Origin of the sequence: Mycobacterium farcinogenes (assembly GCF_019739075.1) — a bacterium.
Lineage (GTDB): Bacteria > Actinomycetota > Actinomycetes > Mycobacteriales > Mycobacteriaceae > Mycobacterium > Mycobacterium senegalense.
In genome coordinates, this window is record NZ_CP081673.1 from 4,140,096 (window position 1) to 4,153,833 (window position 13,738).

14 protein-coding genes are annotated in these 13,738 nt (G+C 66.8%); 7 read left to right on the top strand and 7 right to left on the bottom strand.

Annotated features, from left to right (window positions below; translation table 11 throughout):
- The first annotated feature begins 88 nt into the window (after window positions 1–88).
- Complete coding sequence (locus tag K6L26_RS19700) at window positions 89–862, top strand: META domain-containing protein (protein WP_019344593.1); 774 nt, start codon at window positions 89–91, stop codon at window positions 860–862.
- Between the two features lie 2 nt (window positions 863–864).
- On the opposite strand, the gene K6L26_RS19705 is transcribed toward K6L26_RS19700, so the two are convergent.
- On the bottom strand, window positions 865–1,377 hold the full coding sequence (locus tag K6L26_RS19705) for an HTH-type transcriptional regulator AldR (protein ID WP_036388048.1): 513 nt from the start codon (window positions 1,375–1,377) through the stop codon (window positions 865–867).
- 94 nt (window positions 1,378–1,471) lie between these two features.
- On the opposite strand from K6L26_RS19705, the gene ald reads away from it, so the two are divergent.
- The 3 genes from ald (at window position 1,472) to K6L26_RS19720 (ending at window position 3,837) form a co-directional block, all read left to right on the top strand.
- Window positions 1,472–2,587, top strand: coding sequence for an alanine dehydrogenase (ald, locus tag K6L26_RS19710; RefSeq protein WP_221851251.1), 1,116 nt, complete (start codon window positions 1,472–1,474; stop codon window positions 2,585–2,587).
- An 88-nt stretch (window positions 2,588–2,675) separates the two neighbouring features.
- Complete coding sequence (locus K6L26_RS19715; RefSeq protein WP_081281579.1) at window positions 2,676–3,239, top strand: DUF4334 domain-containing protein; 564 nt, start codon at window positions 2,676–2,678, stop codon at window positions 3,237–3,239.
- A gap of 127 nt (window positions 3,240–3,366) precedes the next feature.
- Window positions 3,367–3,837 (top strand): Hsp20/alpha crystallin family protein, encoded by a 471-nt coding sequence (locus tag K6L26_RS19720; RefSeq protein ID WP_076210996.1) that lies wholly within the window; start codon window positions 3,367–3,369, stop codon window positions 3,835–3,837.
- On the opposite strand, the gene bla is transcribed toward K6L26_RS19720, so the two are convergent.
- The 6 genes from bla to K6L26_RS19750 all read right to left on the bottom strand — a co-directional run bounded on the left by bla (window position 3,829) and on the right by K6L26_RS19750 (window position 10,478).
- Window positions 3,829–4,713 carry a class A beta-lactamase gene (bla, locus tag K6L26_RS19725; RefSeq protein WP_221851253.1) on the bottom strand — a complete coding sequence of 295 codons (885 nt, stop codon included), beginning with the start codon at window positions 4,711–4,713 and terminating at the stop codon, window positions 3,829–3,831. The two genes, K6L26_RS19720 and bla, sit on opposite strands and share 9 nt — an antisense overlap.
- Before the next feature lie 18 nt (window positions 4,714–4,731).
- Complete coding sequence (locus tag K6L26_RS19730) at window positions 4,732–6,021, bottom strand: M16 family metallopeptidase (RefSeq protein ID WP_043370301.1); 1,290 nt, start codon at window positions 6,019–6,021, stop codon at window positions 4,732–4,734.
- Window positions 6,022–6,050: 29 nt separating this feature from the next.
- Window positions 6,051–8,324 carry a polyribonucleotide nucleotidyltransferase gene (locus K6L26_RS19735; protein ID WP_221851255.1) on the bottom strand — a complete coding sequence of 758 codons (2,274 nt, stop codon included), beginning with the start codon at window positions 8,322–8,324 and terminating at the stop codon, window positions 6,051–6,053.
- Window positions 8,325–8,613: 289 nt separating this feature from the next.
- Window positions 8,614–9,114, bottom strand: coding sequence for an LppU family putative lipoprotein (gene lppU / locus K6L26_RS19740; RefSeq protein WP_372514979.1), 501 nt, complete (start codon window positions 9,112–9,114; stop codon window positions 8,614–8,616).
- Window positions 9,115–9,124: 10 nt separating this feature from the next.
- On the bottom strand, window positions 9,125–9,394 hold the full coding sequence (gene rpsO / locus K6L26_RS19745; protein WP_003880490.1) for a 30S ribosomal protein S15: 270 nt from the start codon (window positions 9,392–9,394) through the stop codon (window positions 9,125–9,127).
- A gap of 97 nt (window positions 9,395–9,491) precedes the next feature.
- Entirely contained in the window at window positions 9,492–10,478 is a 987-nt protein-coding gene (locus K6L26_RS19750) for a bifunctional riboflavin kinase/FAD synthetase (RefSeq protein ID WP_019347825.1), read from the bottom strand.
- Between the two features lie 80 nt (window positions 10,479–10,558).
- On the opposite strand from K6L26_RS19750, the gene mntR reads away from it, so the two are divergent.
- The 3 genes from mntR to K6L26_RS19765 all read left to right on the top strand — a co-directional run bounded on the left by mntR (window position 10,559) and on the right by K6L26_RS19765 (window position 13,738).
- Window positions 10,559–11,281, top strand: coding sequence for a manganese-binding transcriptional regulator MntR (gene mntR / locus K6L26_RS19755; protein WP_019347826.1), 723 nt, complete (start codon window positions 10,559–10,561; stop codon window positions 11,279–11,281).
- A gap of 73 nt (window positions 11,282–11,354) precedes the next feature.
- Window positions 11,355–12,524 carry an LLM class flavin-dependent oxidoreductase gene (locus tag K6L26_RS19760; protein ID WP_221851257.1) on the top strand — a complete coding sequence of 390 codons (1,170 nt, stop codon included), beginning with the start codon at window positions 11,355–11,357 and terminating at the stop codon, window positions 12,522–12,524.
- Window positions 12,521–13,738 (top strand): SfnB family sulfur acquisition oxidoreductase, encoded by a 1,218-nt coding sequence (locus tag K6L26_RS19765; RefSeq protein ID WP_221851259.1) that lies wholly within the window; start codon window positions 12,521–12,523, stop codon window positions 13,736–13,738. Before K6L26_RS19760 ends, K6L26_RS19765 begins: the two co-directional genes overlap by 4 nt.

The following is a 13,738-nucleotide window of genomic DNA, read 5'->3' on the forward strand; positions in this document are numbered from 1 at the left end:
GAGCTGCGCAAAGGTGTCAGATATCGAATGCATGTCCGAATCATGTCGGAGGCGGTCGGGTCGGGGCCCCGGCATCTACGGTGGAACCATGCGCCTGATCCCGCTGGCACCCTTCGCCGTGGCCGCCCTCGCATTTGTGGGATGTGCCGACAACGCGGCCGCCGACGCCGAAGACCTCAACGGCCGCACGTTCATCTCGGAGCAGGTGGAGGGTGACCAGATCCCCGGCGGTGGGCCGCTGACGATCGGTTTCGACGGAAAGCAGATCAGCACCTTCGCCGGCTGCAACCACGGCTCCGGCAGCGCCGACCTGTCGGACGGCCGGATCGCCGCCAACCAGCTGGCCATGACCATGATGGCCTGCCCACCCCCGGTGGGTGATGCGGACGCCTGGGTCTCGAAGTTCTTCGACGCCAAGCCAACCTGGTCCTTGTCGGGCGACACCCTCACGTTGCGCACCGACGCCGCGACGGTCACGTTGCGGGACAAGAAGGTGGTCGACCCCGATCGTCCGCTCACCGGCACCACCTGGCAGGTCACCAGCCTGGTGTCCGGGCAGGCGGTCAGCACGTCGGTGGCACTCGAACAGTCCAAGCCCACGCTGACCATCGGTGACGACGGTGCGGTCAGCGGTTCTACCGGGTGCAACCGGATCAACGGGCACGCAAACGTCTCCGGGTCGCCGGCAGTCATCGACTTCGGCCCACTGGCCACCACGAAGATGGCCTGCCCGCCCGAGGTCACCGAGGTTGAGCAGGCCGTGCTGCGGGTGCTCAAGGGTGCGGTCCAGACGGCCATCGACGGCGACGAGCTGACACTGTCCGGCACCGACGGCAACGGGCTGGTGCTGCGCGCGCAGTGAACTTACAGCGGTGATGCCCCGCGCAGGTGTTCGAAGATCAGTGAGGTCTGCGTACCCGCCACGTCGGCGTCGGCGTTGAGGTTCTCCACCACGAACGCCCGAAGATCCTCGGTGTCACGCGCCGCCACATGCAGGATGAAGTCATCTCCCCCGGCCAGGAAATACACGTCCATCACTTGTGGCCGGGTGCGGATATGGGCGATGAAGTTGCGAATCTTCCCGCGGGCGTTGGACTGCAAGCTCACCGAGATCATCGCTTGCAGGCTGAGCCCGACCGCGGCCGGATCGATGTCGGTGTAGAAGCCCCGGATCACCCCGAGTTCCTGGAGTCGGCGCACCCGCCCGTGGCAGGTCGATGCGGCGATACCGACCGCGTCGGCCAATGCGCTGTTGGACATGCGGGCATCGGCGTGCAGCGCGAGCAGGATGCGACGGTCCACGTCATCGAGTTCGGGCCGAACATCCTTCGGTGAACGGGTCCCACGACCCGGCAGGCTTGACGATCCTTCATTCACGCCGCCATCCTAGCGAATCTTCATCGGGGATATTGCTCCGATATCGAAGGTTCTTCACAATTATTTTCAACACACCAACTTTGAAGGAGCGATCATGCTCGTCGGCGTCCCGACCGAGATCAAGAACAACGAGTACCGAGTGGCGATCACCCCTGCGGGGGTGGCGGAGCTGACCCGCCGCGGCCACGAGGTGATCATCCAGGCCGGGGCCGGTGAGGGGTCGGCCATCACCGACAACGACTTCAAGGCCGCCGGCGCCGAGATCGTATCCACCGCCGAGCAGGTGTGGGCCGAGGCCGAACTGCTGCTCAAGGTCAAAGAACCCATCGCCGCGGAGTATGCGCGCATGCGCACCGGCCAGACTCTGTTCACCTACCTGCACCTGGCCGCGTCCAAGGAATGCACCGACGCCCTGCTGGCCTCGGGCACCACCTCCATCGCCTACGAGACCGTGCAGACCGCCGATGGTGCGCTGCCGCTGCTGGCCCCGATGAGTGAGGTCGCCGGACGACTGTCGGCGCAGGTCGGGTCCTATCACCTGATGCGCACTCAGGGCGGGCGCGGCGTGCTGATGGGTGGGGTGCCCGGTGTCGCCCCGGCCGAGGTCGTCGTCATCGGTGGTGGCGTGGCCGGCTACAATGCCGCACGCATCGCCAAGGGCATGGGTGCCCACGTCACGGTGTTCGACCTGAACATCAACACCCTGCGCAAGATCGACAACGAGACCAACGCCGGCATCGAAACCCGCTACTCGTCCTCACTGGAACTCGAAGAGGCCGTCAAGAAGGCCGACCTGGTGATCGGTGCGGTGTTGATCCCGGGCGCCAAGGCCCCCAAGCTGGTCACCAATGCCACCGTCGCCCATATGAAGCCGGGCGCGGTACTGGTCGACATCGCCATCGACCAGGGTGGCTGCTTCGAGGATTCCCGGCCCACCACCCACGACGATCCGACGTTCAGCGTGCACGACACGGTGTTCTACTGCGTGGCCAACATGCCCGGCGCCGTGCCGCGCACCTCCACCTTCGCACTGACCAACGCCACCATGCCCTACGTACTCAAACTGGCCGACAAGGGCTGGAAGGCCGCCTGCGCCGACGACGCAGCACTGGCCAAGGGCCTGTCCACACACGAAGGCAAGCTGCTCTCCGAACAGGTCGCCGTCGACCTCGATATGCCGTTCACCGATCCGGCCACGTTCTTGGCCTGATCCCACCCCACCGTCGCCCGGCTGGAGCTCGCTCCGGCCGGGCGACGCGCATTCCCGGGCGGCGAACTTTTCTTGACACGTGTCAAGTATGGTGGCCTTCATGCTGCAGGAGTTGTTTCCGATCGTCCCCACGACGACACGTGACGCGCTCGCCGCCTTCGACGCGGCCGACGCCGTCGAGCCAGAATTCATGCTGGGCACCTGGCACGGTGCTGAATTGCCCACCGGACATCCGATGGACGGTCTACTGGCGGCCAGCGGTTGGTGGGGCAAGCAGTTCGTCGACGGTGAGACCGTCCACCCGCTGCTGTTCCCCTCCGGCGACGGCACATCGCTGTGGGCCCTCAATCCCGTGCTGGCCTTCGGCGGCCTGGCCGTATCGAACAAGGTTCCGCTACTTCGGAATCGGTCGATGGTGGCCCCTATCGCCGCGTTGCGGCCCGTGCTGCAGACCCGGGCCCCTAAAGCGCGCTTGCGTACCACCCGATACCGCGGCGTGGACACCGCGACGATGATCTATGACCAGCTGCCCATCAACGACGTGTTCCGGCGGCTCTCCGACGACGCCGTCATCGGCGCCATGGACCTGCGGAACTCCCTCAAACCGTATTTCTTCGTCCTACAGCGCGACGAGTCACTGCGGGTGACCTAGCTGCCACCCGTACGCGCGCTGTTCACCGAAGATTCGACCGGTGGCTCCACGTCGATGCTTGGATCGAAAGGGCAAGCGTTACAAGGCCTTTTCCTCCGATCGACGTTCCAGGACTGAGGAGTCACCCATGGTCAACCTGCCCGTCGCGCACCAGCCCCGCCCGTTGCTGCCCGAGCTCTCGGAGTTCTTCGCCGGGATCACCCCGTTCGCCAGCCTGCGACCGATCTTCGAGCGCAACCTCATGCGCATCGAGGACGAGGTCACCGAGGACCACTACGAACTTCGCGCCGAGATCCCCGGTATCGATGCCGCCAACGACGTTCAGATCACCGTGGCCGACGGCCAACTGACCGTGAAGGCCGAGCGTTCCGAGCGCGCCGACACCACCGCACGGTCGGAGTTTTCCTACGGTTCCTTCCTGCGCACCGTGACGCTGCCCGCCGAGGCCGACGAGGACAACATCACCGCAGGCTACGAGCGCGGCATCCTGACCGTGCGCGTGCCGTTGTCGCAGAACCCGGCCGGCGCCCGGCAAATCCCGATCCAAGACGCCGAGAACGGCTCGACGGCAATAGGATCCGACGAGCACTCAGAGTAAGGACGGCAGCACCAGCGCGGTCAGCTCACCGATGAGCGGTCGCAGGTTCTCGGCCTTGGGGTCATGGGCCTGCGACTGCGTCATCATCACCAACAACAACCGTTGCCCGTCGGGGCCGAAAGCGATTCCGGCGTCGTTGGTGCTGCCGTAATCCCCACTGCCGGTCTTGTCTGCAGTGGTCCAGCCCTCCGGAAGACCGGCACGCATGCTCGAGGTCTGATTGGCCCGCATCCAGTCTTCCAACAGGCCGCGCTGCGACGGGCTCAATGCGTCCCCCGCCAAAATCGCACGGTATCCGACTGCCAGCGCCGCGGGGGTGCTGGTGTCCCTCGGGTCCCCGGGTATCGCCGAGTTCAGCTCGACTTCCCAGCGGTCCAGGCGGGTGCGCTCGTCGCCGACGCTGCGGGCAAAGGCGGTGACGGCCGCCGGCCCGCCAATGGTCTTCAGCAGCAGGTTGGCCGCGGTGTTGTCACTGCGCTGCAGCGCCGCCTGACACAGCTCGGCCAACGTCATCTCAGCACCGGCCCGCGTCTCGGTGACAGGCGAGTTCGGCACGAGTGCGTCGGCGTCGACGAACACCCGGTTGTCCAGTGAGATCTCGCCCCGCTCGGCCATCTGCAGCACCCGCGCAGCGGCGTAGCCCTTGAACGTCGAGCACATCGCGAACATCTGGTCGGCACGGTGCGTGATCCTCCGCCCGGAATCCAGGTTGGATGCGTACAAGCCGATCAGGACGTTGTCCCGACGCTCCAGTTCCGCCAGCTGGTCATCGATCGGTGCCGCCAATGCCGGTGCGGCGCCTCCGACGCCGGCACCGACGGCAGCTGCCGCCACGAGCGAACCGATCAGTACGTTGCGCCGCGAGAGTCCGGTCATTGGACCCAGCGTAGCGGGTCAGCCGGCGATAGTTTGAAGCTGTTGCGGCAAAGCCTTTTTCGAACCATAGGGACCGAGCACGGCAGCACCGTAGTCGCGAGACAGCAACTGGTGAGCGACGGCGTTGACCTCTTCGAGGGTGACCGCCTCGATCTGGGCCAACGTGTGATCGATGGTCCGGTGCTCACCGTAATTGAGTTCGCTACGGCCGATCCGGTGCATACGTGATCCGGAATCCTCCAGCCCGAGCACCAGCCCGCCGCGCAACGAGCCCTTCGCGATCCGGCATTCGTCGGCGGTGATCCCGTCTCTGGCAACACCTTCCAGAACTTCGGTGGTCACCCGCACCACTTCGTCAAACCGTTCCGGCTGACATCCCGCGTACACCGACAGCGCCCCGCTGTCGGCGAAGGTGTCCACCGTCGAGTACACCGAGTAGGCCAGGCCGCGTGATTCGCGAATCTGTTGGAACAGACGGGAACTCAAGCCACCGCCGAGTGCGGTGTTGAGCACCGACAGCGCCCACCGATGCTCCCAGTGCCGACCGGGGGTGCGAACCCCCAGTGACACATGGGACTGCTCCCCGTCGCGGTCGACCACGAGCAGCGCCGGCTTGCCCCCGACGCGTCCCGAACCCTTGCGGGGAGCCACCGCAGAACGGCCGACTTCCAGCCGCGGGCCGAAATGCTCTCGGACCAACGACACCACCACATCGTGGTCGATGTTGCCGGCCACCGCCACGATCATCCGTTCGGGCGTGTAACGACGGACGTGGAACGAATGCAGCTGCGCACGCGTCATCGTCTCGATCGACTCGACGCTGCCGATCACCGGACGCCCCACCGGATGGTCGCCGAACATCGCCGAGAGGAAGACGTCACCGAGGCTGTCCTCGGGATCGTCGTCGCGCATGGCGATCTCTTCGAGGACGACGTCGCGCTCCACCTCGACATCCTCGGTGGCACAACGCCCCCGCAACACGACATCGGCCACCAAGTCGACCGCGAGTTCGAGGTCGGAGTCGAGCACATGCGCGTAGTAACAGGTGTGCTCGCGCGTGGTGAACGCGTTCAGCTCACCGCCGACGGCATCGACGGCCTGCGCGATGTCGACCGCGCTGCGTGTCGGGGTGGCCTTGAACAGCAGGTGCTCCAAGAAGTGGGCGGCACCCGCGACGCTTCGTCCCTCGTCGCGGGAGCCGACACCCACCCAGACCCCGACCGACGCCGAACGCACCGACGGGATGTACTCGGTGACCACCCGGAGTCCGCCGGGCAGATCTGTCCGGCGGACGTCAGTGGTATTCAGTGCAGACGCCTTGGGTCGTGCCGAGCCGATCAGGACTCGGCAGCCGGGGCGGCTTCGGCCGGAACCGCAGCGCCGTCGGTAGCCGCCTCGGCGTCGGCCGGAGCCGCGCCCTCTGCCTGCTCCTCGTCGACGAGCACCAGCGAGATCTTGCCGCGGTTGTCGATGTCGGCGATTTCGACGCGCAGCTTGTCGCCGACCTTCACCACATCCTCGACCTTGGCGATGCGCTTGCCACGTCCCAGCTTGGAGATGTGGACCAGGCCGTCACGCCCTGGCAGCAGCGACACGAAGGCGCCGAAATCGGTGGTCTTGACGACCGTACCGAGGAACCGCTCGCCGATCTTGGGCAGCTGCGGGTTGGCGATCGCGTTGATCTTGTCGATCGCGGCCTGCGCGGACAGTCCGTCGGCCGCACCCACGAACACCGTGCCGTCGTCCTCGATGGAGATCTGGGCGCCGGTCTCCTCGGTGATCGAGTTGATCATCTTGCCCTTGGGCCCGATGACCTCGCCGATCTTGTCGACCGGAACCTTGATGGTGGTGATCCGCGGTGCATACGGGCTCATCTCGTCGGGGCGGTCGATCGCCTCGGCCATCACGTCGAGGATGGTCAGCCGCGCATCCTTGGCCTGGCTCAGCGCACCGGCCAGCACCTTGGACGGGATACCGTCCAGCTTGGTGTCCAACTGCAGCGCGGTGACGAAGTCCTTGGTGCCGGCGACCTTGAAGTCCATGTCACCGAAGGCGTCTTCGGCGCCGAGGATGTCGGTCAGCGCGACGTAACGGGTCTCACCGTCGACAGTGTCCGAGACCAGACCCATGGCGATGCCGGCCACCGGCGCCTTCAGCGGCACACCCGCGTTCAGCAGCGACAGCGTCGAGGCACACACCGAACCCATCGAGGTCGAACCGTTGGAGCCCAATGCCTCCGACACCTGCCGGATCGCGTACGGGAACTCCTCGACGCTGGGCAGCACCGGAACCAGCGCACGCTCGGCCAGCGCACCGTGGCCGATCTCGCGGCGCTTGGGCGAGCCGACGCGACCGGTCTCACCGGTCGAGTACGGCGGGAAGTTGTAGTGGTGCATGTAACGCTTGGTGGTCTCGGGCCCCAGCGAGTCGATCTGCTGGGCCATCTTGACCATGTCCAGCGTGGTGACACCCATGATCTGGGTCTCGCCGCGCTCGAACAGCGCGCTGCCGTGCGCCCGCGGAATCACGGCGACCTCGGCCGACAACGCCCGGATGTCGGTGATGCCGCGGCCGTCGATGCGGAAGTGATCGGTCAGGATGCGCTGGCGCACAAGCTTTTTGGTCAGCGACCGGAATGCGGCGCCGATTTCCTTCTCACGCCCGGCGAAGGTCTCGCCCAGACGCTCGAGCACCTCGACCTTGATCTCGTTGGTGCGGTCGTCGCGATCGTGCTTGCCCGCGATGGTCAGCGCCTCCGACAGAGCGTCGGTGGCCACCGACGCCACGGCGTCGTACGCGTCCTGCTCGTAATCGGGGAACACCGGGTATTCGCCGGTGGGCTTGGCGGCCTTCTCGGCCAGCGCCTGCTGAGCGGTGCACAGCTCCTTGATGAACGGCTTGGCTGCCTCGAGACCCTCGGCGACGACGGCCTCGGTGGGGGCACCGGCACCGCCGGCGATCAAGTCGATGACATTTTCGGTGGCCTCAGCCTCGACCATCATGATCGCGACATCGCCGTCTTCGAGCACCCGGCCCGCGACGACCATGTCGAAGACAGCCTTCTCCAGCTGCTCGACCGTCGGGAAGGCGACCCACTGGCCGTCGATCAGGGCGACGCGGGTGCCGCCGACGGGCCCGGAGAACGGCAGCCCGGCGAGCTGGGTCGACGCCGAAGCGGCGTTGATGGCCAGTACGTCGTAGAGGTCCTTGGGATCCAGGCTCAGCACGGTGACCACGACCTGGATCTCGTTGCGCAGGCCGTCGACGAACGACGGACGCAGCGGGCGGTCGATCAGGCGGCAGGTCAGGATCGCGTCGGTGGAGGGACGGCCCTCACGGCGGAAGAACGAGCCGGGGATACGGCCCGCGGCGTACATGCGCTCCTCGACATCGACCGTCAGCGGGAAGAAGTCGAAGTGGTCTTTGGGGTTCTTGCTGGCGGTGGTCGCGCTCAGCAGCATGGTTTCGTCATCGAGGTAGGCGACGACGGAGCCGGCGGCCTGCTGCGCGAGCCGGCCGGTCTCGAAACGGATGGTGCGGGTGCCGAAGCGCCCGTTGTCCAGGGTTGCGGTGGATTCGAACACACCGTCTTCAAGTTCAACTACAGACATAGAGTCCGTTGGCCTCTTTCGAATTCATTCAACTGTTTCGCGTCGTCACGCTGGCGATACGCCATGGGGCCTGGATACGGCTACGGCCGTCGATCGAAGCGGCCGGATGGACCCGCCAATGGGGTTCCGGCAGCCACTACCGAAGACCGCCCGACCAGGCGGGCCCGATATGACTCGCAGGAACAACGCCCGCGGACCGCGGGTGTCGCACCTGTGTTCAGCGCAGATTCCAGCCGCCGAACGCCCTCATGTTACACGGCAGCAACGGCCTGATCGGCATCCGTGGCAGCTAGGACACGTCCTCGACACATACGGTGAACTGGCGTTCCGGGTAGGCGTAACCGACTCCGCTGGCGCACTGATCGACGTTCGACACCCCGCGCAGCACCTCGGTGGCCCGTTGCCGGTGTGGCGCAGACGAATCCGCGCAGTCAACCCGATACGGGTCCTTGTCGTTCTCGGGATCGATGCTCATGCACGTGCCGGTAAGCCAGTCGATGTCCAGACACAGCGTCTGGGTCTCGTCGCTGAACGCGCTGCGCACGGAGTAATAGGTATCGACGTCGCCCGGGCATTGATCGCTGTCGGTGACCGTGGAGATCACCTTGTAGTTCGACGCGTCGCTTCCGCACTCCGCATGGCTGGCGTCCGGGCGGTCGTAGGTGCCGCTCATCTTCAGGCAGTCCCCTGCCTTCATGTCCGCGGCTGCCGCGGATGAGCAGGCGGTCAGGCCGCCGACGAAAAGTATCGCGGCTGCCCCGAGAGGGGCAGCCGCGGAAAGTGGTGGCATCGACGCCGCGTCAGCGACGCAGCCCGAGGCGCTCGATCAGCGAACGGTACCGCGCCACGTCAACCTGGGCGACGTACTTCAGCAGCCGGCGACGACGGCCGACGAGCAGCAGCAGGCCGCGACGCGAGTGGTGGTCGTGCTTGTGCTGCTTGAGGTGCTCGGTCAGATCCGAGATCCGCTTGGTCAGCAGGGCGACCTGGGCCTCCGGCGAACCGGTGTCGGTCTCGTGCAGACCGTAGCTGCTCAGGATTTCTTTCTTCTGCTCGGCAGTAAGCGCCACGAAATAACTCCATCATTTTCAGTTCCGCGAACAAATTCTCGGCGCAGCCACCGCGGACTGCAGCATGCACCGGATCGGCAGGAAGTCTAGCAGCCCGCTAGTGCGCTGCCAGAATCGAACGGGCCCGCTCGGTGTCCGCCTCCATCGCCACCACGAGGTCCTCGACTGACTCGAACTTCTCCATGCCGCGGATCCGGGCGACGAAGTCGACCGCCACATGCTGCCCGTACAGGTCGGCGTTGGTATCGAGCACGAACGCCTCGACGGTGCGTGTCCTGCCGGAGAAGGTCGGGTTGGTGCCGACGGAGACAGCGGCCTCGTACCGCTCGCCCGGGATGACGGTGCCCATCACCGGGCCGTGCCCCAACACGGTGAACCAGGCGGCGTAGACGCCATCGGCAGGAATCGCCGAGAACATCGGCGGCGCCACGTTGGCCGTCGGGAATCCGAGCACCCGGCCGCGGCCGTCGCCACGCACCACCACACCCTCGACCCGATGCGGGCGGCCCAGGGCTTCGGTGGCGGCCACCATGTCACCGGCGTCGACGCATGACCGGATGTATGTCGACGAGAACGTGACCCGCTCGTCGCGGCGCTCGGCGTCGAGTGTCTCGGTCACCAACGACATGCTCTCGACGGCGAAGCCGAAGCGCTCCCCTGCTGCGCGCAACATCGTCACGTTGCCTGCCGCCTTCTTGCCGAAGGTGAAGTTCTCGCCCACCACCACTTCGAGCACGTGCAGGTCTTCCACCAGCAGTTCGTGGATGTAGCGCTCCGGGGTGAGCTTCATGAAATCCGTGGTGAACGGCATGACCAGGAACACGTCGACGCCGAGCTCCTCGACCAGCTCGGCACGCCGGGTCAGTGTGGTCAACTGCGCCGGGTGGCTTCCCGGAAACACCACTTCCATCGGATGGGGATCGAAGGTCATGAGAACCACCGGCACTCCCCGCGATCGCCCGGCTTTCACCGCATGGCTGATCAGCTCCGCGTGTCCACGGTGAACCCCGTCGAACACCCCGATGGTGACCACACACCTGCCCCAGTCCGTGGGGATCTCGTCCTGCCCACGCCAGCGCTGCACGCAATCAGCCTACGACCCGAAGGCGGCACGGTCTGCTCTAGATCCCCCGATCAGGTGATGATTGCCTAAACTTTCCTACTGTGAGTCCCGACGGTAACCATCAAGACCTCTCCTCGGTTGCCCAGGACTACCTGAAAGTCATCTGGACGGCCCAAGAGTGGTCTCGCGAAAAGGTCAGCACGAAACTGCTGGCCGAGCGGATCGGCGTGTCCGCCTCCACAGCGTCGGAATCGATTCGCAAGCTCGCCGACCAGGGCCTGGTCCATCACGAGAAATACGGCGCCGTGACGCTGACGGACGCGGGTCGGCGCGCGGCGCTGGCGATGGTCCGACGGCACCGGCTGATGGAGACCTTCCTGGTCCAGGAGCTGGGCTACGGCTGGGACGAGGTGCACGACGAGGCCGAGATCCTGGAGCACGCGGTGTCCGATCTGATGCTCGACCGCATCGACGCCAAGCTGGGCCACCCCACGCGCGATCCGCACGGCGATCCCATCCCGGCCGCCGACGGCCAGGTGCCCACCCCTCCGGCCCGCCAGTTGTCGGCGTGTCAGGACGGCGACGCCGGTACCGTTGCGCGGATCTCGGATGCCGATCCGGAGATGCTGCGCTATTTCGACAGCGTCGGCATCAGCCTCGATTCCAGGGTGCGGGTGCTGGCGCGGCGTGATTTCGCCGGCGTGATCTCGGTGGCGGTGGGAAGACCGGGCGAACCCGACGATCCGTCCGGACCGGACGATACGAGCATTCAGGTCGAGCTCGGCAATCCGGCGGCGGAGGCGATCTGGGTCGTCGCGAGCTGACGACACGCGAGAGACGATCATCGCGATTTTTACCCGTGCGGCCTAGCCGATTCAGCACCAAGATGTCCTGTTCGTGACTGTCTCTCTGCACTGGTTCCTGCCCACCTACGGCGACAGCCGGTTGATCGTCGGCGGCGGCCACGGCACGCCCACAGGCGCTGCCGGCGGCGACCGGGAAGCCTCGATCGATTACCTGGCCTCGATCGTGCGCTCGGCGGAACGATTTGGTTTCACCGGCGCGCTGATCCCCACCGGGGCCTGGTGCGAGGACGCGTTCGTCACCGCAGCGCTGCTGGCCCGGGAGACCACGTCGCTGGCGTTCCTGGTGGCGTTCCGCCCCGGCCTGGTCAGCCCGACCTTATCGGCCCAGATGGCCGCGACGTTCGCCCGGCATGCCCCGGGACGGATCCTGCTCAACGTCGTCGTCGGTGGCGAGGCGCACGAGCAGCGGGCCTTCGGCGACCACCTCGACAAGGACGCCCGGTATGCGCGTTGCGACGAGTTCCTCGACGTGGTGCGGCGGCTGTGGGCCGGCGAGACCGTGACCCACAAGGGCGAGTACATCGACGTCGAAGAGGCTTCGCTGGCGTTGCCGCCCACTCCGGTGCCGCCGCTGTACTTCGGCGGCAGCTCGCAGGCCGCGGGGCCCGTGGCAGCCCGGCACTCCGACGTCTACCTGACCTGGGGCGAGCCGCCCGCCGCGGTGCGCGAGAAGATCGAGTGGATCCGCGCACTCGGCGAGGAACAGGGACGCAAACTGCGTTTCGGCATCCGCCTGCACACCATTTCGCGGGATACCTCCGAGGAGGCGTGGGCGCAGGCCGACCGGCTGGTCGCCGCGCTCGACGAGGAGACGGTGGCCGCGGCGCAGGCCGGCCTGGCCCGCAGCCAGTCCGAGGGCCAGAAGCGCATGCGTGCCCTGCACGAGGCCAACCGCACCAACGGCACCTGGAGCGATGCCCGCAGCCTTGAGATCGCCCCCAACCTGTGGTCGGGCGTCGGGCTGGTCCGCGGCGGTGCGGGTACCGCTCTGGTCGGCAGCCACACCGAGGTGGCCGACCGCATCGCCGAGTACGCCGAGATCGGCATCGACGAGTTCATCTTCTCGGGCTATCCGCATCTGGAGGAGTTGTTCTGGTTCGGCGAGGGCGTGGTGCCGATCCTGCGTGAGCGCGGGCTTTTCGGCGGCGGCGCCCAATCCGGTGCGCCGGCCTCGATTCCGTTCGTCGGTACGTCGCGATGACGGACCTGGCCGGCGCCGTTCGTATCTCCTCGGCTCAGGCAGCGCTGACGGTGGCCGCCGAGCTGTCGAGGTCGTTCGCCGAGGGTGCCGGCGCACGTGACGCGCACCGGATCCTGCCGCACGAACAGATTCAGGCACTGAAGGATTCGGGGTTGCTGGCCCTGACCGTGCCGGTCGAGCACGGCGGGCTCGACGTTCCCGTCGAGGTGCTCGCCGAGGTGCTGAGACTTATCGCGCACGGTGATCCGTCCATCGGCCAGATCCCGCACTCGCATTTCACCTTCTTGGAGGCCCTGCGACTGCAAGGCACCCCGGAACAACAGGCGTACTTCTACGGACTGGTCCTGGACGGGGCGTTGTTCGCCAACGCCCAGTCCGAACGCGGCCCGCACCCGATCGACGTCGACACCACCACACTGACGGCTTCGGACGCCGGCTACGTCCTGCGCGGCCGTAAGTACTACTCCACCGGGGCGTTGTTCGCCGACTGGCTGATCGTGCGCGCCTCACGCTCCGACGGCTCGGCGCAGGTGCCGACGGCCGCCACACCGAAGGCCATCGCATTCGTCCCCCGCGATGCGTCCGGCGTCGAGGTCATCGACGACTGGGACGGGATGGGCCAGCGGACGACGGCCTCGGGCACGGTCACGCTCGACGCCGTCGAGGTGCCGACCGCGCACGTGGTCGAGTTCAGCCCGATCTTCACGCAACCCACGGTGTACGGGGCCCGGGCCCAGCTGCTGCATGCGGCGCTCGACGTCGGTATCGCGACGGCCGCTCTGGAGGAAGCCGTGCGCCAGGCCGCCAAGGCCCGGCCGCATTTCGAGGCGTCGGTGTCCAGCGCCGTCGAGGACCCGACGCTGGTGCAGGCGGCCGGTGAGCTGACCGTGACGGTGCGGGGCGCGCAGGCGCTGCTCGCCGAGGCCGCCCGCCAGGTCGACACGGCCCGGGGCGATCTCACCGAGGACAGCGCTGCGAAGGCCTCGATCGCGGTGGCGATCGCCAAGGTGGCGGCCGCGCGCGCCGCGGTGGATGCCGGCAGCGCACTGTTCGAATTCGGTGGGACCCGCAGCGCCTCGGCCTCCGGCAATCTGTCGCGCTACTGGCGTGACGCCCGCACCCACACCTTGCACGATGCGACCCGCTGGAAGATCCGCCACATCGGCAACTACACCCTGTCGGGCACGAAACCGCCTCGGCACGGCCAACTTTGA

What these genes read in the sequence shown, in the direction of transcription:
- K6L26_RS19700 (WP_019344593.1), top strand. Translation starts at nt 89, where the DNA reads ATGCGCCTGATCCCGCTGGCACCCTTCGCCGTGGCCGCCCTCGCATTT.
- ald (WP_221851251.1), top strand. Translation starts at nt 1,472, where the DNA reads ATGCTCGTCGGCGTCCCGACCGAGATCAAGAACAACGAGTACCGAGTG.
- K6L26_RS19715 (WP_081281579.1), top strand. Translation starts at nt 2,676, where the DNA reads ATGGTGGCCTTCATGCTGCAGGAGTTGTTTCCGATCGTCCCCACGACG.
- K6L26_RS19720 (WP_076210996.1), top strand. Translation starts at nt 3,367, where the DNA reads ATGGTCAACCTGCCCGTCGCGCACCAGCCCCGCCCGTTGCTGCCCGAG.
- bla (WP_221851253.1), bottom strand. Translation starts at nt 4,713, where the DNA reads ATGACCGGACTCTCGCGGCGCAACGTACTGATCGGTTCGCTCGTGGCG.
- K6L26_RS19735 (WP_221851255.1), bottom strand. Translation starts at nt 8,324, where the DNA reads ATGTCTGTAGTTGAACTTGAAGACGGTGTGTTCGAATCCACCGCAACC.
- lppU (WP_372514979.1), bottom strand. Translation starts at nt 9,114, where the DNA reads ATGCCACCACTTTCCGCGGCTGCCCCTCTCGGGGCAGCCGCGATACTT.
- K6L26_RS19765 (WP_221851259.1), top strand. Translation starts at nt 12,521, where the DNA reads ATGACGGACCTGGCCGGCGCCGTTCGTATCTCCTCGGCTCAGGCAGCG.